Below are 22,003 nucleotides of genomic sequence, written 5' to 3' on the forward strand. Positions count from 1 at the left end.
TTTATTATTGTGAAATTAACCCAAACTCGATCTTTAAAAGAGTTACTCACAAAGGTAACGACAAAGCAAGAATGACTTTTTTTATATAATTAGCCTCTTTTTATTTATAATCAAAATTTACCATATGACCCTTTATTATTCCATAAAATTCATATGATTTAAGATGGATTTAAGGAGATATGCTCGTTTTCAAGATAGCTTTTAATCATAGAATGTCCTTCATTAATAAAAAACACCTTTCCATTAGTCACAGAAGTGTATCACTCCTACGACTATCGAAAGGTGTTCTTATCATTATTCTATTTCATTATCATTCAAACCCAACCGTCATCGTCTCTGGATTCGAGCCGACACGCTCGTTATTGTTTAATGCATCGATTTTTTCCATGTCTTCCTTTGATAATTCGAAATCAAAAATATCTGCATTTTGTTTAATGCGTTCTTCGTTGATTGATTTTGGAATCGTCACGACACCGCTTTGCAGATCCCAGCGCAGGATGACCTGTGCAACAGATTTGTTGTAGCGTGCAGCCATGTCCTTTAATACGTCATGATCTAATAGCTTTCCTTGCATGAGCGGAGACCACGCTTCAATTTGAATGCCTTTTTCTTTTGCGTATTGACGCAGTTCGACAAGTGTCAGTTTCGGATGAAATTCAACTTGGTTCACGGCTGGAACAACTTCAGCATCTTTTAACAGCTCTTCTAAATGCTGAATGTAGAAGTTGCTGACGCCAATGGCTCTCACTTTCCCATCCTTGTAAAGCTTCTCAAGCGCACGCCATGTGTCTTTAAATGTTTCTGCATTTGGGCCAGGCCAATGAATCAAATAGAGGTCTAAGTAATCAAGACCTAATCGATTCAAGCTTGCGTCAAATGCAGCCAGCGCTTTGTCATAGCCTTGATCCGTATTCCATACTTTAGACGTAATGAACAAATCTTCTCGTTTCACGCCAGATTCTTTAATTGCTTTGCCTACGCCTGTCTCATTTTTATAAACGGCAGCCGTATCAATACTGCGGTATCCGTTGCGTATGGCTGCTTTTACGGCATCTACCACTTGATTGCCGTCCTCCACTTTGAATACACCTAAACCAAACCAAGGCATTTCCACTCCGTTATTCAGTGTTACGGTATCATTCAAGCTTTTAACCATTTTAACAACCACCTTTTTCATAGATTCCATCTTTTTCATTATCTCACGTTGTCCATTAAAACTCTATTATCAGGCGTTTTTCTTCGCTTCGATGGCTAACAGCAAAGCACCTGTCATGCCGGCCTTGTCCTCAAGTCCAGGAGAGACAATGTATGTATCAAGCGGCGGCAGGTCTACATAATCATTGAGATAAGCAGCAAGCTTCTCTCGAATTAATGGAAACAGTTGTTTTTGCTTCATGACACCCCCGCCCATAATGATGCGCTCTGGGCTTAAAATGAGGGAGTACTGCATCAGCGCCTGCGCCAAATAATCGGCTTCAAGTGCCCAAACTGATTCTTCCTCAGTAAGCTCTTTAGCAGATTTCCCCCATCTTTTCTCAATCGCTGGTCCAGCTGCCAGTCCTTCTAAACACGTCCCATGCGCTGGGCAGACTCCTTCAAACACGTCTGATTCATGCTGCCTGACAAGGATGTGCCCCATTTCTGGGTGCGAATGACCATGAAGAAGCTCGTTTTTTACAACAGCGCCAGCACCGATACCCGTACCGACCGTGATATACAAACAACTATTCAGCCCTTTGGCTGCTCCTTTTGTTAATTCACCTAAGGCTGCCGCATTTACATCTGTTGTAAAAGATACTGGGACTTCTAATTGCTTCTCTAGCTCTGGAATGAACGGGTAATGCTTCCACTCTACTTTCGGCGTGTTCATGATATAACCGTAAGAAGGGTCGTCCTTTTGGACACAAATCGGTCCAAAGGAGCCGACCCCTAATGCTTCAATGTCATGCTGCTCGAAAAATGGCATGAGCTTTTGTAATGTTTTTTCTGGGTGCTCTGTAGGAATTGTCATTTCTTCGAGAATGTCCCCGTGCTCATTGCCAATTGCACAACAAAACTTTGTACCGCCAGCTTCAATTGCTCCATAATACGCCATCATTGATCTCCCCCTGCTTGTTCTCTTTCTTCATCATAAAACATAGGGAAAAAGATAACAACATTACGTGTTGGTCAGGAGAACAGCTTCCATATCATTGATATACTCCCTTAGATGATGGGCAATATCACGATTGATTTCACCATTTTCATACAAAGTTTGAATTTCATTTCGAATCGTCTGTACAGCTTGGAAGTTAAGCTCTTTTTTCTTCCGGTCAAACGAACGGTCTTTTTGCTGAAAGAAGCTTGGACCGTGTTCACATCGATAAATGACTTGGTTGTAAAAGCCAATCACTTGGTGACATGTTTGTTTATTTTCATCGGTCATATGCTGTTTGATCGAGTCCACAGCAGCCTCTGCCGTTTTCTTACGGATTTGCTTGTACGAGTCTTCGTTTTCTAAAATACCGCTGGAAACGAGCTGATTCGGTCGCCATAATTGGAGCCATTGAAGCAAGCGCAGGAACTTCACTTTTGAAAAACGAATTTTGAAGGAGTTTGAATACAGCATTTCCAGCTCATGAAATCTCTCCTGTAGCTCATAGGCTTCTTCTTTATCTAATTTCTCTTCATCAATTAATTGCTGAAGCTTCATTTGTTCTGCTTTAATTCCATGCAATCTAATTTTTCGTTCCTGTCTTCTCATCCCGAATTGGTACGGCTCACGCTGGATATTACGCAGCTTCATTCGGTAATCATTAATGAGTGCTAGAGACACTTCCCTGTTGTCTTCATTCATTCCTTCTCTTAAGGTTTTAATGGCACTTCTCAGCAGCTTCCGTTTCGCATGCTGAACCTTTGTATCCAAATCCACGGCAATTTGTTTGTCTTTTTTCTCAGATAAAAGAGGCAATAATACACTAGCTAAAATGAGTGTACATAAAATGACGCCTGCTGCGAGGAAAATAATCAAATGCCGCTCGGGGAATGGTGATCCGTCCGCAAGCGTAAATGGGATTGAGAAGGCACCAGCTAAAGTGACAGCACCACGAACACCAGAGAATGTCATCAGCATCGAAGCACGCAGCTTCGGTTTTTTCACATTCTGCTTTTTCGTTACACTCCAGTTACCTGCCCAGAAGAGCCATACCCATAAGAATCTCAGGATCATGAGACATAGCGTGATGATTAAGATGTAGCTGATGACCTGCATATTATTAAACGCTTCATCCTGGAAAATCACTGTCGATACATCAGGAATCTGCAATCCAAGAATAACGAAAACAAGTCCGTTTAATATAAATAAAATAATATTCCATGTGTTTGATGAAGCAATTTGCAGTTTGGCTAAATTTGCTTCCATTCGATCCTGCTCAATGGCATGTGTCACACCGCCAGCAACAACGGCTAAAATGCCGGATACACCAATTTCTTCAGCTGCTAAATAGATGACAAATGGTGTAAGGATTTGCAGAATGATATGCATCGTGACATCGTCCATTCCTAAACGGCGGAGAAAATAGCGAAAACGAATGATAAAAAAGGATAGAATAAATCCAGTCAATAGACCACCTGCGGCAATCAGGACAAAGCTAAAGGATGCCTCAGCAATTGAAAAAGCGCCAGTTACTGTTGCTGCAATGGCAAATTTAAAGGCGACAAGTCCTGATGCATCGTTCATCAATCCCTCGCCTTCCAGCAGTCTCATGATGCCCTTTGGCATATTCACACGGCTGGAAAGTGCACTGACTGCTACCACATCTGTCGGTGATAAAATCGCTGCAAGCGCAAATGCGGCTGGAAGTGGTATGCTTGGGATCATCCAATGAATGGTATATCCCGCGACAATGACTGTCGCAAAGACTAACCCTAGGGCTAACAGAAGAATCGGCGCTCTTAATTTCCACAGCTCGTCCCTTGGGGTACGCTTCCCGTCATTAAATAACAGCGGTGCAATGAATAAAACGAAGAATAGTTCAGGATTTAAAGAAATATGTAAACCTGAAGGAAAAGCTGCCACCAGTATTCCTAAGCCCACTTGAATTAACGGGACTGGAATAAAGGGGACAAAACGATTGATAATATTAGATGATGCAATGAGTGCAAGTAGTACGAGCACTGCCAAAAAAATCTCCACTAGTACGTGTCCCTCCTATTTTAATTTTTTCGTCAAGTTTTGCTTACATGCAAAGATGTGTTCATTTCGAGTTGATTCATCCGTCCGATCATAGAAGCTTCTTTAGTATTCCGCAAAATGTGAAACCAACACATAACAATCCATCTAGGCAAAAAAAGGCTGAATCCAGATATTCAGCCAGCTGACAAAATTTTCATCATATGTATTGTTCCAATGATGAACAAAAAGACCCTGCTTTTATTTTACACGAAAACTCCATTACCTGCTGACATCCAGCTCGTTTCAAACACAAAAAAAAGAGCGAAATCGCTCTTTTCTCGTTTTACCCTTTATTTAAAAAATAAGACCTAGCGGGAAGCCGCCATTTGAATAGGTAGGAACAAACCCTGCATACGACGAGGATGAGAAACAGCAAATACAAAGCAATCTCTCCTTGTGCTAAACCGAGTCCTACGAGTAAGCCGCCAAGTGCTGCCCAGACTGCGTAAATCTCCGCTTTTAGCACAAGCGGCTTTCGCCCTGCCAATAAATCACGCACAATTCCGCCACCGCTTCCAGTCAGAATGGCTGCCACAATGACCGCACTGAGCGGAAGCTCTCTTTGCACGGCAAATAATGCACCTTGAATCGCAAACGCTGCTAAGCCAATCGCATCCGAGAAATTCCCCCATGTGCTCCAGTGCTTGAGCAAAAGCTTTGGAAAAAGAAACACAATCGTAATGGATACAAGAGCAATGGTAAACATCTTGCCCTGTGACCATAAAGCAGACACCGGAAGACCGATTAATAGATTCCGAATCGCTCCACCGCCAAATGCTGTCACAATCCCTAAAATGTACACACCAAGAATATCGTACTCTTCCTCCATTGCCACTATCGCACCACTAATGGCGAACGCGATAATACCAATGATACTTAAGACTTCCCATGCCATTTTCCGCTTATCTCCTTACATGATCTGATCATCTAACACTACTCCCTTAATGTATATCTGACATAAGCGAAAAGCAATACAAATTTTCTTTAAATTTTATCTTTTTGCAAAAATAAAAAATAGCCCGCTAAAAAGCAGGCTATCTCTCAATCTTCTCTTGCATTTAACAGCAGCATACTGATGATAATCAGAATAAATGCAATAAGTGCTAATAGCGGAATGGTGATAAAACCAAACCAGTTCAAATAATCAACAGAACAAGGAATACCGCTGAGGCAAGGGCGAATCGACGCAAAGCCTGGGATCTTTTGTTCCATATAATGATAGATGGAAAAGCCAGCACCGATTACAGCTAATGGCAGTACGTAATACTTCACTTTGACATCACCCCGGAACGTAGCAATTCCAAGTAAAAGCACGAGCGGGTACATGAAAATACGCTGGAACCAGCACATATCGCATGGAATAAACTTTTTGATTTCACTTAAATACAGGCTGCTCATCGTCGCAACGATCGAGACAATCCAAGCACTGTACAAGTAAATAAGCTTATTCTTCATGATTTCTTCCCTTTAAGCTCTTGATCAATTAATTCTTTGATTTCATCATAGTCATAGAAGTTTTGGACTTGTTTATTGTTAATGAAAATCGTTGGTGTTGAATTCACTTTGTATTTGTTCACAAGCTGATCGTCTGTGTTCAGCTGCGGCTGATACGTTTTCTTTGATAGGTTATCTTTGAGTTTGTCCGTATCAATTTTTGTTGTCTTTTTCGCTAATTCAGTCAGCTTAGCAGGCGTAACCCATTCTGCTTCACTATCTGGCTGTGCTTGATAGACAGCTTCATGGAATGCCCAGAAGTTTTTTGGATCTTCTTTCCATACTTCTTCAGAAGCTAGTGCTGCTAACACTGCGCCATCTCCATGAACAGGCAGTGGCAAGTTAATAAATGAAAATGATACATCGCCTTTATCTATGTAGTCTGCTTTCAGTTTTGGGAAAATGTCTGTTTCGAATGATTTACATGACGGACATTTGTAGTCCCCAAACTCGACAATTTGCACCGCTGCATCTTTGTCTCCTATGACAGGCTGTCCTTTAATCGAAGGCTTACTGTCAACTGTTTGTGCTTCTTGGCTGTTCTTGTTTCCAATCACAACAAATATACCGATGAGAAGAGCTGCGATGATGGTTAAAATGACAGCAAATTTAATGGATGAAGATTGATTATTTTTCTTACTCACATAAGCACCTACCTTATCTTTTTCATTCCTTTTAAAAAAGAAAAAGGATAATAGCTTAGAAAAACGCCATTATCCAACTTCTTCTATTTTAACAAGAGGGGGTCCATTATGAAAGATGGTATTCATGAAATTTTCCTTACAATTTTATTTCATGACCCTCATCGCATTTAAAACAGCGAGTACGGTGACACCGACATCCGAGAAGACGGCTTCCCACATCGTCGCAATTCCGAATGCTCCGAGTAATAGGAAAACGCCTTTGACACCAAGGGCAAATGCAATATTCTGCCAAACAATCCTTCTTGTTCGTTTTGCGACAGCGATGGCTTCTGCTACCTTTGATGGCTGGTCCGTCATGATGACGATATCAGCCGCTTCGACAGCTGCATCTGAACCAAGCCCGCCCATTGCAATTCCTATGTCCGCTCTTGCTAATACCGGTGTATCATTAATGCCGTCCCCAACAAATAATAGCTTTTCTTGAGGCGCTTTTTTCTGATCAATTTCTTCTAATTTCGTTACTTTGTCCTGCGGTAATAATTCTGCATGTACTTCATCAATGCCAATTTGCTTAGCGACCGCCGTTCCGACTTGCTTAGCATCACCAGTGAGCATGACGGTTTGAATACCAGACGCCTTTAGAGCAGAAACGGCTTCGATTGCATCGTCCTTTAATTCATCTGCGATCAAGATTGATCCGGCAAACTCACCGTTAATTGCCATGTACACAACGGTTCCGCTTCTTTTTTCTTTTTCATACGCAATGTCTTCTCGCTCCATCAAGCGATGATTTCCGGCTAATACGTGAGATCCGCTGATGGTCGCTTTAATTCCATGTCCCGCGATATCCTCATATGCTTCGATCTGGCTTTCATCAAGCGGTGAGCTATATGCCGCTTTAATCGATTCTGCAATAGGGTGAGAGGAATGGGCTTCTGCTAGTGCTGCAAAAGAAAGCAGCTCTTCTTCTGACCACCTGTCACTGGCTGTGGCAATATTGGTCACTGTAAAGTTTCCTTTTGTAAGCGTGCCCGTCTTATCAAATACCGCATATTTCACAGAATTCAATGCTTCTAAATAGTTACTGCCTTTGACAAGGATGCCTCGTTTAGACGCTGCCCCAATTCCCCCGAAAAATCCTAATGGAATGGATACAACAAGAGCACAAGGACAAGAGATCACGAGAAAGACAAGTGCCCGGTATACCCAGTCAGACAATTGTGCTGATGGAATAAGAAGCGGCGGCACAAAGGCAAGCAATAAGGCGAGCACGACGACAGCCGGTGTATAATATTTTGCAAACTTTGTGATGAAATTTTCTGTCTGTGCTTTTCGGCTGCTTGCATTCTCAACCAAATCTAAAATTTTCGTCACTGCCGATTCGCTTAACTCTTTTTGGACTTCAATTTCAAGTATACCGTTTTGATTCACAAATCCTGCAAGAACTTCTTTTCCCGCTTCTACATCCCGCGGCACCGATTCCCCTGTTAATGCGGATGTATCAACAAGTGAGAAGCCCTCAATAACGAGCCCATCTAGCGGAATTTTTTCACCAGGCTTCACGACAATACGGTCACCGGCTTTTACTTCTTCTGGATTCACTTTTTTCGTTTCATTTCCGACTTTTAGATTCGCGTATTCTGGACGTATATTCATTAATTCACTAATTGAACGTCTTGAACGATTCACTGCCGCCCCTTGGAAGAGCTCTCCAATTTGGTAAAAGAGCATCACTGCCAGTGCCTCTGGATATTGCTGAATCACAAAAGCGCCAACTGTTGCAATGGTCATTAAAAAGTTCTCATCAAATACTTGGCCTCGCACGATATTTTTCAGCGCTTTAAAAACCACATCACCGCCGACTAGTAAATATGCTGCGAAGAACATAAGGAACTTTAATACACCATCTTCAGGTATAAAGAAAGCGGCTGTTCCAATGACTGCACCGCCAATTAATTTCAGCACAATCGTTTTTAAATTTTTTGTCCCATGATCATGATCGTGATGATGTCCTTCTTCTTTCGGTGATACACTCACATGAGGTTCAATGGACTGAACAGTTTTTTCAATACGCTTTGTCATCGTTTCTTGCTTATCTGCATGCGTCACAGTCAAGGTGCCTGTCGCAAAGTTAACAGAGCAAGCTTCCACTCCATCCATTTTGCTAACTCCTGTTTCTATTTTACGTGCACAGTTGCCGCAATCAAGACCGCTTAATACGTATTCATCCTTCATCTTTTTCATGTTCTCACCTTTTTCTATATGATAAGTAACGTTCCCTGGATCGATTCAACCTATTAAAAATCAAAAACTTTATATATGAGCATATATTCATATATTGGATTACCCTTATTATATGAGGATTTCTTATCTTCTGTCAATCATTTATGAAGAAATAATTGGTTTTTTGTGTCCCATTCTGTCACACGGATTTTCAATAAACCAAGCTCATGTCCCCCGCTCACCACATAACATAAAAACGATCGTTTGCTCTCTGACAGAATAAGTGCAGTTTTTTCTCTTTACAAAAGAAGGACAGACGCTTAGAATGAAATAAAAGTTTCCTCAAGGAAACAAATTAGCGTTAGAGAATCATTTCATCCTTTAGTCAAAATTATTTAATGTATGCATATATCTTTAGGAAGTGCAATGATGATCGAAAGGGGCCGCAAGAGATGCCAAATGCTTTAACAATCGACCGTCTTCATGTCTCATATCACGGGCAGGATGCTTTAGAGAACATCTCTCTTTCCATACAGGAAGGAACGATGACAGGAATCATAGGTCCAAATGGTGCCGGTAAATCGACTTTACTCAAGGCATGTTTGGATTTAATTGAAAAAGACCAAGGGGATATTCGCTTTTTTGAACAGCCTTTTAAACAAGTCAGAAAACAGATCGCCTATGTACCACAAAGAAATGATCTAGACTGGACGTTTCCTATTCATGTGCTGGATACCGTCCTACTTGGAACATATCCGAAGCTTGGCCTGATCAAACGTCCGAAAAAAGAAGACCGGGCATATGCGTACCACTGTTTAGAAAAAGTCGGCATGCAGGACTTTGCCAAAAGACAAATTGGTGAGTTATCCGGCGGTCAGCAGCAGCGTGTCTTCCTTGCAAGAGCACTTGCGCAAAACGCACAGCTCTTCTGTTTGGATGAACCATTTGTTGGAATTGATATGGCAAGTGAAGAAACGATGATTCGCATTTTGAAGGAATTACGGGATGAAGGAAAAACCATTTTGGTGGTCCATCATGATTTAAGTAAAGCCGATGATTACTTCAGCCATCTCGTTCTGTTAAATAAAAAACTCATCAAAGCTGGACCTGTACACGATATCCTTCGCCCAGAGGTCATGCTGGAGGCATATGAAACGCAGCTACCATTCTTAAAATCAGCAGGAGGAGACGTGTAATGGAATTTTTAACCGGACTCTTTGAATATGCGTTTTTACAAAAAGCATTATTTACATCCGTGATGGTAGGCATTATTTGCGGGGTCATTGGCTGCTTTATCATTTTACGGGGCATGGCCTTGATGGGAGACGCCATATCGCATGCTGTACTGCCAGGTGTCGCCATCTCTTATATGCTGGGAATTAACTTTTTCTTCGGTGCCGTCTTAACTGGTGTATTAACAGCGATTGGCATTGGATATGTGAGTCAAAACAGCCGCATTAAAAATGACTCTGCCATCGGTATTGTCTTCACCGCTTTTTTCTCAATCGGAATTATTTTGATCACATTTTTGAAAAGTTCCAGTGATTTATATCATATCTTGTTTGGAAACGTTCTAGCTGTTCGTTCATCTGATATGTGGATTACGCTTGGCATCGGCATTTTTATCCTGCTGGCCGTCATCATTTTCTACAAAGAATTGCTCATTAGTTCATTTGATCCGGTGATTTCTTCGGTTTACGGTTTACCGAATCGAATGATCCATTATTTTCTCATGACCTTGTTGACCCTTGTGACCGTTGCTTCACTACAAACTGTTGGGATTATTCTTGTCGTTGCCATGCTTATTACGCCGGCAGCCACTGCGTATCTCTTAACAGACCGGCTATGGATTATGATTTATTTATCTGCATTTTTCGGGGCAGTTTCTGCCGTTGCCGGTCTTGGGCTTAGTTTTACGTATAACTTGTCGTCTGGCGCTTCTATCGTGCTAGTTGCGACCATTTTATTCGGGAGTGCCTTTATCCTTTCACCAAAGCAAGGAATTCTATGGAGATCATTAAGATCTAAACGAAAACGAACGCAGCTAAAAAAGGAAGCGTCTATGTAAAAGGAGGACATATATGAAGAAGGTATTTGCAATCCGTTTGACCGCAGTATTCATTGCCCTTATGGTCATCACAGGCTGTTCTACAAAACAAAATAATTCCGGCAAAGATGACGGCACATTAAAAGTCGTCACGACCTACTCCATTCTTTATGACATTGTGAAGGAAGTAGGCGGAGAGCACGTCTCTATTCACAGCATTGTTCCCATTGGTACAGACCCACATGAATTTGATCCACTGCCAAAGGATGTTCAGCATACAACGGATGCAGACCTTGTTCTATATAATGGCTTAAACCTTGAAACAGGAAATGGCTGGTTTCAAAAGCTGCTCGAATCGAGTGGCAAGGACGGGGATGATGCACCTGTAGCCGAAATGAGTAAAGGCGTCAAAGTAAAACATTTATCTTCAAAAGGCCTCGAAAGCCAGCAGGACCCACATGCTTGGCTAAATGTCGAAAATGGGATTCTGTATGCTAAAAATGCCAGAGATGCACTTATTAAAGCGGACCCTGAGCATCAAGAGGATTACGAAAAAAATGCAGAAGACTATATCAAAAAGCTTCAAGCGCTTCATGATGAAGCAAAAGACAAGTTCGACCAGCTGCCGAAAGACAAAAAGCGTCTTGTGACAAGTGAGGGAGCCTTCAAGTATTTTGCAGATGCCTATGGACTAAAGGCAGGCTACATTTGGGAGATCAACACAGAGAATGAAGGAACACCTGGACAAATGAAGCGCATCATTCATTTCGTCAAAGATCATCAAGTGCCTGCGCTCTTTCTTGAAACAAGTGTCGATCCACGCAGCCTTGAAAGCCTATCTGAAGAAACTGGTGTTCCGATTAAAGGAAAAGTATTTACTGACTCCATTGGAAAGAAAGGTGAAGATGGGGATAGCTACTATAAGATGATGAAATGGAATATTGACATCATTTACAAAGGGCTTTCATCATAAGAAAAGACAGGCGGAGTGAGTTCGCCTGTCTTTTTTATTAGCTGGCTATATTTTGCGGGTGTTTTTTCGGCCAGATCACATAGCTGATGCTAATGACGAAATCAATGGCTAAGACCATTCCCCATACTCTCGCTAGTTGCATCAGTGCTTCCGTTCGTTCTGGTGCTTGGATGAGATAAGATAACCCAAATAGTAGACCGGCTCCGATGACATAAGAGACGAGATGCCGCGTCCAGCCGACTATTTCATATACAGACCGTTCCTTCCCGTACTTTGGTCTTCCCTTCGGCTTAGGGCCTCCTGCAAATCGATAAGCAAACCGGACATCTGCCCATTTCACCATTTGATGTCCAAAAGCGAGACTCACCCCAATATAAACAGCTGCGAGCCCGTGAATGACACTTGCCACAGCCCCCTCTCTTAAATCCATATAAGTCGCTGCAAGAAGTATGAGATCCAAAATCGGTGTACAAATGAGGAAGAAGGCGCCCCACTTTTTCTGTCTAAACACATAACGAAGTGTTAACCCCACCAGAATAAACAGCCAAAAGCCAATTTCACATGCCACAATCAATAACCCGATCAATATTCACCACACCCTTTTTAATACGATTGTATTAAATAAAAAATAACACAACTGTGTTAAAAAAACAATAGCTGTGCTAAAATCAATGTATGCCAAAAATCGTCGATCACTATAAACAAAAACAAAAAGTCGCTCAAGCTGCCATGAGAGTGATTAAACAGGATGGATTGGAAAACGCTTCTGTACGAAAAGTAGCGGTAGAAGCTGGCATTTCAGCGGGCTCTATGCGTCATTATTTCTCCACACAGCAGGAGCTATTTCTTTTCTCTATGACATTGATTCAGGAAAGAGTCAAAGAGCGGATGACAGGACTTCAGCTGAACGGTTCAACGGAAGAAAATGTCCTCGCGTTATTGGAGCAGGTTCTCCCACTTGATGAAGAACGAAGATTTGAAATGGAGGTGTGGCAGGCTTTTACAGTCAAGTCGATGACTGAACCTGATTTACAGCCGCTCAATGCAAAGATGTATGACGAGCTTTTCCAAATGACCCAATATTGTTTAATGAAATTAAAAGAGGATGGGCTCTTGCTTGATCATATCGATCTTTTAGTCGAAACTGAGCGGCTTTATGCGGTCATCAATGGGCTTGCATTGAATGGAATCTTGCAGCCTCATCGCTTACCGCCTCAGCTCATACGCTCCGTACTGCAGATGCACCTGCAATCCATCACCAAAAAAGACATGTCTCCCTCATGAGGGAGCATGTCTTTTTTTAATCTTCCATAAAAATACGTTTTGCTTCGTAGTAGAGCACCTGCACAAATTTCTTCACATTAATACGGGTGTGTTCTTCTCTTCCGCTCGTCTCTTTTGTTAATTCACTCATTTTCTTTCGCACGATGGTGAAATCAAAGAATTTAGAAGCGTAATTTTCAAAGGTCGGATGAGAAAAATCAGTTAACCCAAGTGAAGCGATGTGTTTCAAGGATTGGTTGATCGCACGCCTCACCCGCTGTTCCGCTGCTTTCGCTTCTCTTGCAATGTCTGCCGATGTGTAAGGCTCATTTAATTTATCCTCGGTGACACCCGTGAAAATGACCTTTAAAGAAGGAAATGAATCATGATGTTCGGTATGTAGCGCTAAATACTGATCTGTGAAGAGGATCATATCTAATAAATCTTTAGATCCCTTTTCGCCCACAATTCCAAGCTCTGCAAGCAAGAACTGGCCTGCCTCTGCAAGACTTTTCCCACGCTGCTTCGTTTTCGTCTGACCGCGCTGCTGAAACTGCATGACGGATTTGAGTGAGTGCTGAATATTTTCAATTGAATGCTCTAAATGAAGCCGCTCAATCATGAGGTGGAGCACACTTAAGACCTCTACACGATTGATTGGCTTTGTCACATAATACTCGACACCAAGCGTATACGCCTGGCCGATTAATTCCTTTGTTTCTACCTGTGACAGCATTAAGTATTTGCCATGAAACTCATCCTTAATGGCTCGAATCGTTTCAAGTCCGTCTCGTTCCGGCATCAATAGATCAATACATAAGATATCAATGTGCAAATCATTTAAGTAGCTTGCCGTTAACTCTGCGCCATCCTCTGCTTCTCCCGCGACGAAGCCAAGCTCTTCATCTTCAATGAGCTGAGCGAGTGAAGAACGCACGGCTTCATCATCATCCACAATAAAAAATCTCATCTCCCAATCCCCTCTTTTCTACTAACTTGATCCATTGGTATCGTTAACGTGAAAGTCGTTTGTTTATTTGGGATACTCTTCATCTCAACACTTCCGCCAAGCTTCTCCGCTGTATCCTTTACATAGGAAAGACCGATACCGCTTGATGGATTCCCAGCCTGATCGTATTTTAAAGTAAAACCGGGTTTAAAAATCACATGATGATTACGCTCTTTAATGCCAGGCCCGTTGTCACTAATTTGAAAGATCACATGGCTCTCTTTCTGGGAAATAGAGAGTGACACCTCTCCATCCACCGGAATGGCTTCGACAGCATTGGAAACGATATTATTTAACAAAGATAGAATGGTATACACGTGATAGACGGGATGCTGCCCATCTTCATCATAATGAAAGACAATGTTTTTTTTAAGAGATTCTGCGTAATTTTCATGAATACGAATCACGAGCCCAGCAATATGCGCAGGACTTGCATACGCCTGAAAATTTTCTTCATGAATCAGCTTTGATAATGCAGAAAAAATCCGCTGGTTATCCTTTTTGATCTCATGCACCTCTCCTGCGATTTGCAGGGCTGTTTTTCCGAGCTTTTTCAAATCCAATGACTCTGCATCCTTTGCGTGATGCAGGGATTGATACAATTGATAGGATGTCGCTGTAATGTGCTCAGCATGTGCAAGTGTTTTATGAAAGTATGTAGATTCCGTGTAAAGATTAGACAGGAGCATGAGCAGATGTTCCTTTTCCTTTTTCATCTGACGCTCTCTCGCCTGCTCTTCATATAATCGAATCATTGTATAACAAGCCAACACGAAAAAGCTTCTGAAAATCGCCAACACGAAAAGTTGAAACAGCGTCCGCATCGTTAAAATTTCATCGATGGTGCCACGAAGTGCAATCATTTCAACAACGCTCGCGCATAGCTCCATGATGATACCTGTCGCTCCAATCAGCCAAGGCTGATCGCGGAAACGTCTGACCTTTAATAAATAAAAGAGCGTGCCGTAGACGACGTAATAAAGCAGGGAAGGAAATCTTAAAGAAATCGCCTCTTCCAGCGGAAGATGACCTGTGACGGCTGTATCAAGAAGCACGCGAAACGCAAAAACAGAAACCCCTGCAATGATACCGCTTGCCCACGCTGGGAATTTTTTCATTTGGAGTAGGATAAAGAAAAAGACAACGGTTCCAAAGCTGACCCGAAAACTGTCCTCAAATGGATAAAATTTAAACTCTCCGCCAATCGGTGTCAGTACAATAAGCATCACAATTAAATAAGGCTCTGTATTTAGCCATTTTTTCAGTAGATTCAAACGCAGTCACATCCCTAATAATTGACGATAGTATACTATGTGGGCTTGAGAAAAACAAACATCCATAAAAAAGCGCACACCGGAACTTTGTCGGTGTGCGCTTCTCATGATGCTGCTTAATCTTCTAAACGATCCTTTTCTAAAAGTGATGCGCCAGCAATACCTGGTTTAGTCATTTCAAAAGGATTCAAGATGACATCAAGCTCTTCCTCTGATAAAACATCATTTTGCAGACAAAGCTCACGTACAGATACGCCTGTAAGAATCGCTTCTCTGGCAATTCGTGCAGCAGCTTCATAACCAATATGCGGATTCACCGCTGTCATGACACCAGCACTTTTTTCTACATATTCTTTTAATCTAGATTCATCTGCTTTTAGGTCACGCAAGCAGTTGTCTACGAAGGACTCAAAGACATTTTTCATGATGCTGAGAGATTGAAGCAAGTTGAACACAAGGACTGGTTCCATCACGTTCAGCTCAAGCTGACCAGCCTCTGATGCAAGACAGATCGTGTGGTCATTTCCGATGACTTGGAATGCTACTTGGTTCATGACCTCTGGCATCACTGGGTTGACTTTCCCTGGCATGATGGATGAACCTGGCTGTCTTGGTGGCAAGTGAAGCTCACCAAAGCCTGCTCTTGGACCTGATGCCATCAAGCGAATATCGTTCGCCATTTTAGACATATTCATCATACATACTTTCAGTGCAGCTGATACTTCTGTATAAGCATCCGTATTTTGCGTGGCATCGACTAGGTCTTCAGCTCCAACTAACGGTAATCCGCTAATGTCAGATAGATAGCCAACCACCTGGCGAATATATTTAGGATCAGCATTTAAGCCAGTTCCGACTGCTGTTGCACCCATATTGACTTCATATAAATGCTGTTTAGACTGCTTGATACGTTTAATATCACGAGCAAGAACCTTTGCATAAGCACTAAACTCTTGACCAAGTCTGATTGGAACAGCGTCCTGAAGATGCGTACGTCCCATTTTGATGACATGATCGAATTCTTGCGCTTTTTCTGTCATAACTTGATGCATGTTTTCCATCGTATAAAGTAGTTTTTCAATCATATTCAATGTTGAAATATGAATCGCTGTTGGGAAAACGTCGTTTGTTGACTGCGACATGTTCACATGCGTGTTTGGACTTAGCTCAGTATAAGCGCCTTTTTCCTTTCCTAGTAGTTCAAGCGCTCTGTTTGCAATGACTTCATTGGCATTCATATTCATTGAAGTGCCAGCCCCGCCTTGAATTGGATCGACAATAAATTGATTGTTCCATTTTCCTTCAATAACCTCATCTGCTGCTTGAACAATTTTTTCCCCAAGACCAGAATATAGTCGCTTTGTATCCATATTTGCAAGTGCGGCTGCCTTTTTGACAATCCCTAATGCTTTGATGAGTTCCTCATGAACATGGTAGCCAGTAATTGGAAAGTTCTCTACTGCACGTAATGTTTGAATTCCATAATACGCTTGAGTATCTACTTCCTTTTCACCTAGAAAGTCTCGTTCGATTCGAACTTGCTTGTCCTGTAGCTTCGTCATTTGAAAAGATCTCCTTTTACGCTGCTTTTGTTTGTTGTTTTAATTCCTCAATATACTTCTTCGATTTCTCTTGATCAAAAACTTTTTCCCACTTAGACATGACAATGGCTGCAAGTGAGTTACCAAATACGTTAACAGTTGTACGAACCATGTCAAGAATACGGTCGATCCCAACGATGAAGGCAAGTCCTTCAAGCGGCAGTCCCATTGCACCAAGTGTTGTGATGACAACAACGATTGATGCACCTGGTACACCAGCCATTCCTTTAGATGTCAGCATCAAGATTAATAGTAACGTAATTTGCTCATAGATGGAAAGTGGCATGCCGTACATTTGTGCAACAAATATGGCGGCAATGGATTGATAGATGGCACTTCCATCTAAGTTAAAGGTGTAGCCTGTTGGGATAACGAACGACGTGATCGCTTTCGGGCAGCCGAACTTCTCCATTTTATCCATTAGTCTAGGCAGTACAGCTTCTGAACTTGCTGTTGAGAATGCAAGAATGATTTCTTCTTTTAGCACTCTAAATAGTGTAAAGACGCTTGTTCCAGCTAATTTTGCGATAATGCCAAGTACGACAATCACGAAGAATGCCATTGTGCCGTAAACGACAAGTACCAGCTTACCTAGCGGGAGAAGCGCTCCGACCCCGAATTTGATCACCGTCACACTGATGAGCGCGAATACACCAAATGGTGCAAACTTCATCACTTTATTGGTCACCCAGAACATGGCTTCGAGTATACCCTCAAAGAACCCTAACACTGGTTTCCCTTTGTCTCCTACTGCGGCAATTCCTAATCCGAATAAGACGGTAAAGAAGATCGTTGGTAATAGATCACCTTCTGCAATGGATTGGAAAACGTTTGTTGGCACTAGATGCACAATCGTTTCAGAGAAACTTGCTTTTTCGGAAGAAGCTTTCGATGTCTCTTCATATTTAGAGATATCGCCTTTTTCCATGTTGCTCATGTCAATTCCTGTACCAGGATGGAAGACGTTTGCTGCAAGCAGTCCTACTGCTAATGCAATCGTTGTCACAATTTCGAAGTAAAGAATCGTTTTCCCACCGAGTCTTCCGATGGTTTTCATATCCCCTACACCAGCTACTGCTACAATCAACGCAGCAATAACAATTGGAAGAACGATCATTTTAATTAAATGGATGAATATATCGCCAATCGGCGTTAACACATTAATAACGGTTTCATTTTGATAAAACAGCGCTCCCACGATAACACCCAGAACAAGTGCAATGAGTATTTGTGAAGCTAACCCTAACTTTTTCATACGTGAACCCCCTTTTTTTGATAACGCTTTCTTTGTTGCTTAATCGCATCTTAACGATGAACCTACAAAAAACGACAAAAAGGAACAAAAAGAAGTGAATTTTTTATGAAAAATCTTTTAAAAGGTGGGTTTTTCCACAAAATTGTTAAAAAAAGACTCCGCTTTTGGGCGAAGTCCTAATGATTTTGCATTTGTTCACTTGGTGTATCTTGTTGTGGATAAAATCTATCGTATATCGCATATCCAATAAGGACAAGAGCAACGTAGAACAATGCACTAATCGTCCAAATCCATTTGACATTCAGCTTCATTGTGCCACTCCCTCTCTAACCGGTTTCAATCGCTGCAATCTGAGCGCATTCAATACAACCGACACGGAGCTAAAGGCCATTGCTGCTCCTGCAAGCCATGGCGCAAGAAGTCCTAAAGCAGCTATCGGTATCCCAATACAATTATAAGCAAGCGCCCAAAATAGATTTTGCTTGATGTTTCTCATCGTTTTTTGACTAAATTCAAGCGCATCAGCAATGGCATGGAGGTCTCCTGTCATGAGTGTGATATCTGCTGCTTCCATGGCGACATCTGTCCCAGTTCCAACTGCCATCCCAATATTCGCTGTCGCAAGGGCCGGGGCATCATTAATACCATCTCCGACCATGGCGACTTTCTTTCCTTGTTCCTGAAGCACCGCGATGTGAGCCGCCTTTTCCTCAGGCAGGACTTCAGCAATGACATGATCAATGCCCGCCTGTTTCGCAATCGCCTCTGCTGTCATCTTGTTATCACCTGTCATCATCACGACGTGAATCCCTTGCTCTTTCAGACGCTTGATCGCTTGAGGTGAAGATGATTTGATCGTATCTGCGACCGCGACAATGCCAGCGACTTCGCCGTCAATCGCGACGAGCATTGCCGTTTTCCCTTGCTGCTCCAGCGTTGTGACGGATGCTTCGACTTGATCATATGGGATATGATGTTTCTGTAATAGCTTACGCGTTCCAATCAAAAGCTTGCGCCCTGCTGCCGTTGCTTCAATTCCATGACCTGGGTCAGCTTGGAAGGCTTCAATCTCGACCGCTTCAAGACCTTGTTCCTTCATTCCGTCTGTGATGGCTCTAGCAAGCGGATGTTCCGACTGCTGTTCTGCTGATCCTGCTAGCTGTAGCAGCGCATCTTCTGTCCAATTGGCATATGCCAGCACATCTGTCAGACTCGGCTCCCCTTTTGTCACAGTTCCTGTTTTATCTAAAACCACCGTGTCGAGTGATTGAGTCACTTCTAAATGCTCTCCGCCTTTAAACAGAATGCCTGATTCAGCTGCACGACCGCTCCCAGCCATAATCGAGGTTGGTGTGGCAAGGCCGAGCGCACACGGACATGCGATGACGATGACTGCGATAAACGTTTCAAGGGCTGACGTCACATTTCCTGGATCAACAAAGAAAAACCAAATCAGGAAGGTAAGCATGGCAATTCCTACAACGATGGGAACGAATATCCCTGATATTTGATCTGCCATCCTTTGAATCGGTGCTTTTGAGCCCTGTGCTTGTTCTACGACTTTAATAATCTGTGAAAGGGCGGTCTCTTTCCCAACCTTTGTCGCTTTCACTTTCACAAACCCATTTTTATTAATGGTTGCCCCGATGACCGCATCACCAGCCGTTTTATCAACAGGCAAACTTTCGCCCGTAATCATGGACTCATCAATTGCGGTTGTTCCCTCCACGATCTCTCCATCTACCGGCACTTTCTCTCCCGGTTTGATAAACACAAGATCATTCACTTTCACTTCGGAAATTGGCACGGTCATCTCTTTCCCCTCTCGCTCGATGACCGCTTCTTTCGCTTGTAGACCCATCAGCTTTTGAATCGCTTCTGATGATCTCCCTTTTGCTCTTGCTTCCATTAATTTTCCGAGTACGATCAACGTAATGAGTACAGCACTTGTTTCATAATAGAGGGCTGCCTCATGTGTGCCTTGAACCGCTGACTGAATGCTTTCATATAAACTATAGAAAAACGCAGCTGATGTCCCAAGTGCGACAAGAACATCCATGTTGGCACTTTTATTACGTAACGCTTTATACGCACCTACATAGAAGGGCCAGCCGACAATGAACTGAACGGGCGCTGCTAACGCCAGCTGAACCCAAGGATTCATGAACGCTTCAGGCAGCCAAATAAAAGACGTGAAAGAAAAATGACTGACCATTGCCCAAAGAAGTGGCAGTGACAGGATCATTGAGAATAGAAAGCGTGCCGTCTGCTTCTCTATTGCTGCTTGGCGATGATCTTTTTTTCCTTCCTCTGCTTCATCTGCAGCTGGTTCAATTAAAGAATACCCAATGGACTGAACCGCTTGCTTTATATCACTTGTAGACGTTTGGCCTGGGTGATACGTGACCTGAAGGGTCTCCAGCGCAAAGTTCACAGATCCGTGATCGACACCATCCATCCGGTTAATTTTTTTCTCGATTCGGTTGGCACACGCTGCACACGTCATTCCTTCTATATCAAATTCTGCTTGCTCCATCACCACATCGTAGCCGAGAGATTGAATTTTTTGCTTGAGATCATCTGGTGTGAGTTGTTCTGCTTCATACACAATATGAGATGTTTCCAGCGCCAAATTCACATTGGCATCCTCTACACCTTCCAGCCTGTTCAATCCCTTTTCGATGCGCCCTGCACAGGCAGCACAGGTCATCCCCGTAATTTGAAAGTCGATTTCCTTCTTCATTGACCTCACCTCTCCATATACACCATGGGGGTATTATATTTTGAAAAAAATACGTGCTGTTATGCAGCACGTATGTTCATTTATACGACATCATATCCCTGTTCTTCAATTACATCAGAGATACGGTGCAACGTGACTTGATCTGGGTGAAATGAAACTTCCACCTCTCCTTTGTCTAAATGGACTTTCACAGATTCAACACCTGCTAGTTCTCCTACATTTCCTTCGACTGCTTTCACACAATGTCCGCAAGACATGCCCTGCACTTGAAGTGTTGCTTGTTCCACTTCTCATCGCCTCCATCAATCATTTTCTAAAATTTACTATACCCTAGTAGGGTATCAATGTAAACATAAATGCTATGATTTTGTCAGTTTCGTAAAGACCGTCATTAACTCTTCAATGGCTTCATCCCCATTGCCGCTCTTGATCGCATCCGCTACGCAATGATGTGTATGCTTTTCCATTAAATGAAGACTGACCTTTTTCAAAGCCGCATTGACTGCGGAGATTTGATTGACAACATCAATACAGTAACGATCGTTTTCAATCATTTGCTGAATCCCGCGCACTTGTCCTTCCACTCGTTTCAACCGATTGATCAATTGATCTTTTTCCTTCTCGGCTCTAGGCGAAGCCATATGTCTTTCTTCATGTTCTGTCATGTGATCACCTTTTTTCCATTATGACTTGTCTTTACCTAAATTAAAGCATATCTCCACCGGAAAAGGCAAAGATATGCTGAATACACTCTATAGTGTTTGCTTTAATTTGTTAATTGTTCAATGTCCTGCAATAGATTGACGGATTGCTGAAGCTGCTTAATCAATCCTTGCTGGTCCTCAAGCATGGCGGCAACGTCGATGTTGTCTGCTTTCAATTGCTGTAAATACGTCTGAATTTCCTCTGACAGCACTTTATTTTTTTCAATGATTTGCGCATGCAGGTCTTCTGCCATTTTTGGCGCTGTGACCTCATTAAAATCTTGAATGTCTGCCTTCAATGATTCAAGCTGCTGCGTTAATTCTGCCTTTTTGGCGGCGTTTTGGACAGCTTCTTCAGCGAGCTTTGGAAAGTCCTCTGTAAATTGCTGAATGTCTGTGACATAGTCATTTGCCTCAGTGACATATGTCGTTGTATCGTTGACTTGATCAAGTAAGCTGGAGCACCCGCTTAATACAAGCGTTCCGGAAAATAGGAAAGCTATCACATATTTTTTCAAGATCGATCATCCTTTCATCTGTGGGATTAAAAGCATCATTTG

General features: G+C 42.4%; 21 protein-coding genes. 4 read left to right on the top strand and 17 right to left on the bottom strand.

Going from position 1 to position 22,003, the window contains the following annotated elements; genetic code table 11:
- Positions 1-310: 310 nt before the first annotated feature.
- From NSQ36_RS15610 to NSQ36_RS15640, 7 genes are all read right to left on the bottom strand, one after another.
- A complete protein-coding gene (locus NSQ36_RS15610; protein WP_012011253.1) occupies positions 311-1,156 on the bottom strand; it encodes an aldo/keto reductase in 846 nt (281 codons plus the stop codon).
- Positions 1,157-1,225: 69 nt separating this feature from the next.
- Positions 1,226-2,095, bottom strand: coding sequence for an ROK family protein (locus NSQ36_RS15615; protein ID WP_339206064.1), 870 nt, complete (start codon positions 2,093-2,095; stop codon positions 1,226-1,228).
- Positions 2,096-2,158: 63 nt separating this feature from the next.
- Positions 2,159-4,174: a Na+/H+ antiporter gene (locus NSQ36_RS15620; RefSeq protein WP_003212699.1), complete on the bottom strand. Its 2,016-nt coding sequence runs from the start codon at positions 4,172-4,174 to the stop codon at positions 2,159-2,161.
- Between the two features lie 322 nt (positions 4,175-4,496).
- Complete coding sequence (locus NSQ36_RS15625) at positions 4,497-5,108, bottom strand: trimeric intracellular cation channel family protein (RefSeq protein WP_003212961.1); 612 nt, start codon at positions 5,106-5,108, stop codon at positions 4,497-4,499.
- A 146-nt stretch (positions 5,109-5,254) separates the two neighbouring features.
- Entirely contained in the window at positions 5,255-5,668 is a 414-nt protein-coding gene (locus NSQ36_RS15630; RefSeq protein WP_284907332.1) for a disulfide oxidoreductase, read from the bottom strand.
- Positions 5,665-6,351, bottom strand: coding sequence for a DsbA family protein (locus tag NSQ36_RS15635; RefSeq protein ID WP_050944130.1), 687 nt, complete (start codon positions 6,349-6,351; stop codon positions 5,665-5,667). Before NSQ36_RS15635 ends, NSQ36_RS15630 begins: the two co-directional genes overlap by 4 nt.
- 144 nt (positions 6,352-6,495) lie before the next feature.
- Positions 6,496-8,595 (bottom strand): heavy metal translocating P-type ATPase, encoded by a 2,100-nt coding sequence (locus NSQ36_RS15640; RefSeq protein WP_050944136.1) that lies wholly within the window; start codon positions 8,593-8,595, stop codon positions 6,496-6,498.
- Positions 8,596-9,026: 431 nt separating this feature from the next.
- On the opposite strand from NSQ36_RS15640, the gene NSQ36_RS15645 reads away from it, so the two are divergent.
- Genes NSQ36_RS15645 through NSQ36_RS15655 form a run of 3 tightly spaced genes read left to right on the top strand, consistent with a single transcriptional unit; the run spans position 9,027 to position 11,594 of the window.
- Positions 9,027-9,770 carry a metal ABC transporter ATP-binding protein gene (locus NSQ36_RS15645; RefSeq protein ID WP_058013687.1) on the top strand — a complete coding sequence of 248 codons (744 nt, stop codon included), beginning with the start codon at positions 9,027-9,029 and terminating at the stop codon, positions 9,768-9,770.
- On the top strand, positions 9,770-10,642 hold the full coding sequence (locus NSQ36_RS15650) for a metal ABC transporter permease (RefSeq protein WP_003212785.1): 873 nt from the start codon (positions 9,770-9,772) through the stop codon (positions 10,640-10,642). Before NSQ36_RS15645 ends, NSQ36_RS15650 begins: the two co-directional genes overlap by 1 nt.
- A gap of 13 nt (positions 10,643-10,655) precedes the next feature.
- Positions 10,656-11,594 carry a metal ABC transporter substrate-binding protein gene (locus NSQ36_RS15655; protein WP_106032209.1) on the top strand — a complete coding sequence of 313 codons (939 nt, stop codon included), beginning with the start codon at positions 10,656-10,658 and terminating at the stop codon, positions 11,592-11,594.
- 37 nt (positions 11,595-11,631) lie between these two features.
- Here NSQ36_RS15655 and NSQ36_RS15660 read toward each other — a convergent pair whose 3' ends face one another.
- Positions 11,632-12,180, bottom strand: a complete 549-nt coding sequence (locus NSQ36_RS15660; RefSeq protein WP_003213116.1) for a hypothetical protein — start codon at positions 12,178-12,180, stop codon at positions 11,632-11,634.
- Positions 12,181-12,269: 89 nt separating this feature from the next.
- Between NSQ36_RS15660 and NSQ36_RS15665 the strand changes: the two genes are divergently transcribed.
- Positions 12,270-12,878: a TetR/AcrR family transcriptional regulator gene (locus NSQ36_RS15665; protein WP_106035614.1), complete on the top strand. Its 609-nt coding sequence runs from the start codon at positions 12,270-12,272 to the stop codon at positions 12,876-12,878.
- Between the two features lie 16 nt (positions 12,879-12,894).
- On the opposite strand, the gene NSQ36_RS15670 is transcribed toward NSQ36_RS15665, so the two are convergent.
- The 9 genes from NSQ36_RS15670 to NSQ36_RS15710 all read right to left on the bottom strand — a co-directional run bounded on the left by NSQ36_RS15670 (position 12,895) and on the right by NSQ36_RS15710 (position 21,961).
- A complete protein-coding gene (locus NSQ36_RS15670; protein WP_003212842.1) occupies positions 12,895-13,827 on the bottom strand; it encodes a response regulator in 933 nt (310 codons plus the stop codon).
- Positions 13,824-15,140 (bottom strand): sensor histidine kinase, encoded by a 1,317-nt coding sequence (locus NSQ36_RS15675; RefSeq protein ID WP_003213283.1) that lies wholly within the window; start codon positions 15,138-15,140, stop codon positions 13,824-13,826. Before NSQ36_RS15675 ends, NSQ36_RS15670 begins: the two co-directional genes overlap by 4 nt.
- 116 nt (positions 15,141-15,256) lie before the next feature.
- Positions 15,257-16,702 carry an aspartate ammonia-lyase gene (gene aspA, locus NSQ36_RS15680; RefSeq protein WP_050944151.1) on the bottom strand — a complete coding sequence of 482 codons (1,446 nt, stop codon included), beginning with the start codon at positions 16,700-16,702 and terminating at the stop codon, positions 15,257-15,259.
- Positions 16,703-16,718: 16 nt separating this feature from the next.
- Entirely contained in the window at positions 16,719-17,996 is a 1,278-nt protein-coding gene (locus tag NSQ36_RS15685; protein ID WP_003213370.1) for a cation:dicarboxylase symporter family transporter, read from the bottom strand.
- 176 nt (positions 17,997-18,172) lie between these two features.
- Positions 18,173-18,307: a hypothetical protein gene (locus tag NSQ36_RS15690; protein ID WP_267885135.1), complete on the bottom strand. Its 135-nt coding sequence runs from the start codon at positions 18,305-18,307 to the stop codon at positions 18,173-18,175.
- Positions 18,304-20,739 carry a heavy metal translocating P-type ATPase gene (locus NSQ36_RS15695; RefSeq protein ID WP_268492592.1) on the bottom strand — a complete coding sequence of 812 codons (2,436 nt, stop codon included), beginning with the start codon at positions 20,737-20,739 and terminating at the stop codon, positions 18,304-18,306. The genes NSQ36_RS15690 and NSQ36_RS15695 overlap by 4 nt, the downstream gene beginning before the upstream one ends.
- 80 nt (positions 20,740-20,819) lie before the next feature.
- The gene (gene copZ, locus NSQ36_RS15700) at positions 20,820-21,026 is read right to left on the bottom strand and encodes a copper chaperone CopZ (protein ID WP_012011271.1); all 207 of its coding nucleotides are present in this window, start codon (positions 21,024-21,026) and stop codon (positions 20,820-20,822) included.
- A gap of 72 nt (positions 21,027-21,098) precedes the next feature.
- Positions 21,099-21,404, bottom strand: a complete 306-nt coding sequence (locus tag NSQ36_RS15705; protein ID WP_012011272.1) for a metal-sensing transcriptional repressor — start codon at positions 21,402-21,404, stop codon at positions 21,099-21,101.
- A gap of 101 nt (positions 21,405-21,505) precedes the next feature.
- Positions 21,506-21,961: a DUF6376 family protein gene (locus NSQ36_RS15710; RefSeq protein WP_003213149.1), complete on the bottom strand. Its 456-nt coding sequence runs from the start codon at positions 21,959-21,961 to the stop codon at positions 21,506-21,508.
- Between the last annotated feature and the right edge of the window lie 42 nt (positions 21,962-22,003).

This window comes from Bacillus sp. FSL W8-1143, assembly GCF_037965155.1.
Lineage (GTDB): Bacteria > Bacillota > Bacilli > Bacillales > Bacillaceae > Bacillus > Bacillus pumilus.